Origin of the sequence: Candidatus Brocadia sapporoensis (assembly GCF_001753675.2) — a bacterium.
Classification (GTDB): domain Bacteria; phylum Planctomycetota; class Brocadiia; order Brocadiales; family Brocadiaceae; genus Brocadia; species Brocadia sapporoensis.
This window is the reverse complement of record NZ_MJUW02000001.1, coordinates 1-1,526: the sequence shown is the minus strand read 5'-3', so window position 1 is coordinate 1,526 and position 1,526 is coordinate 1. Positions and strand designations below refer to the sequence as shown.

Sequence of the window (1,526 nt, the reverse complement as noted above, 5' to 3'; positions counted from 1 at the left end):
TGAAGTAGAAAAACCATTTATCCTGCCTGAGGGGTGGGTGTGGTGTCGTTTGGGGGATCTTTGTTCTAAGATTGGTTCAGGTAGTACTCCAAAAGGAAGCAACTACTCAGCAAGAGGAATTCCGTTTTTTAGGTCGCAGAATGTTCATGACAATGGCTTAGCCTACGATGATATCAAGTTCATATCACCTGAAGTTCACGAGCAGATGAAAGGGACTGTCGTTATTGCTGGCGATTTGCTCTTAAATATTACTGGCGGCTCCCTTGGCCGATGTGCACTAGTTCCGGTAGATTTCAGTGAAGGCAACGTAAGTCAACACGTCTGCATTATTCGGAGTATCTTAATATCAAAAGAATTTATGCATAAGGTCGTCTTATCACCTCTATTTCAAAAAGTGTCAGTTGAATCTACTACAGGTGCGGGACGAGAGGGACTTCCTAAATACAATCTTGAGCAGTTCGTAGTTCCAATACCTCCTTTGACCGAACAGCAGGCCATTGTCGAGATCGTGGATAAACTCATGGTCATGATTGATGAACTGGAAAAGCAAGTATCCGAACGTAAAGAACAGGCGGAAATGCTGATGCAGTCCGTTTTACGAGAGGCATTTGCGGGATGACGAATTATTTTAGCTTTTTATTGGATGTGCTTTTCCTTACACAACCCTTTCAAGGATAAGAGGTTTTTGGATTTGAATTGAAGGTATGACCAAATACAACATTTACAAAATTGAGAAGGACAGGGAATCGTTTTGCTTGAAAAACTACAAACCGTTGGCCTCTCTTGCCGGACAGAAAAGTGTTAACGGCTTTACCCTTTCGTTTTATTTTTCAAAAGAACCGGAGGACATTGATATTTGGTGGGCAGATCTGTACAAAGATTTCTGAAATCAAATCATTAATTTTCTTGATGAAACTTGCCGAGTGGCAAAGACAATGCTCTAACGCTGGATATGAGGCGGTCGTTCGTGTAGGATATAGACAGAGATAGGCTGTCACATTTAATTTGGTAAAATAGGCGAATTCGATTGAACCCGTCAATGCCTTTCTCTGTTGGATATATTTCGCTTCACTTAACCTACAATACTTTAATAGACTCATCGAAATTTTCAGGAAGAATAGAAGCAAAATATCAATATTTAATTTGAAAGGAGGTGCGTTGTGAAGATATTACAGGCAGAATTGCCTGATAAGCTTTATGAACAGATTAAACTACTTATCGATGCTGGATGGTTTCAGGATGAAAAGTCCGTCATCACAGAAGCCTTGCGTCGTTTTCTTGAAACACATAAACCGGAGCTTATGGAAAAGTTCGTAAAAAAAGATGTTGAATGGGGACTGCATGGAAAGGACTGATTATACAACTATCCAGAACGTTATACTGGATGCAGGTCCAATAATTCATCTCGAAGAGATTGACAGCCTTCATCTTTTATTGGATTTTAAAAGACTAATAATTCCCGATGCGGTATGCGGAATATGTCAATGAAAATTAGACACATTTAAAAATAATTTAGACTCTAAAGG

2 protein-coding genes are annotated in these 1,526 nt (G+C 39.6%); both read left to right on the top strand.

Going from position 1 to position 1,526, the window contains the following annotated elements; all coding sequences use genetic code 11:
• The coding region (locus BIY37_RS00015) for a restriction endonuclease subunit S (protein WP_179129170.1) at window positions 1-619 on the top strand (619 nt) is incomplete at its 5' end.
• Window positions 620-1,160: 541 nt separating this feature from the next.
• On the top strand, window positions 1,161-1,355 hold the full coding sequence (locus BIY37_RS00005; RefSeq protein WP_070065807.1) for a ribbon-helix-helix domain-containing protein: 195 nt from the start codon (window positions 1,161-1,163) through the stop codon (window positions 1,353-1,355).
• The last annotated feature ends 171 nt before the right edge of the window (window positions 1,356-1,526 follow it).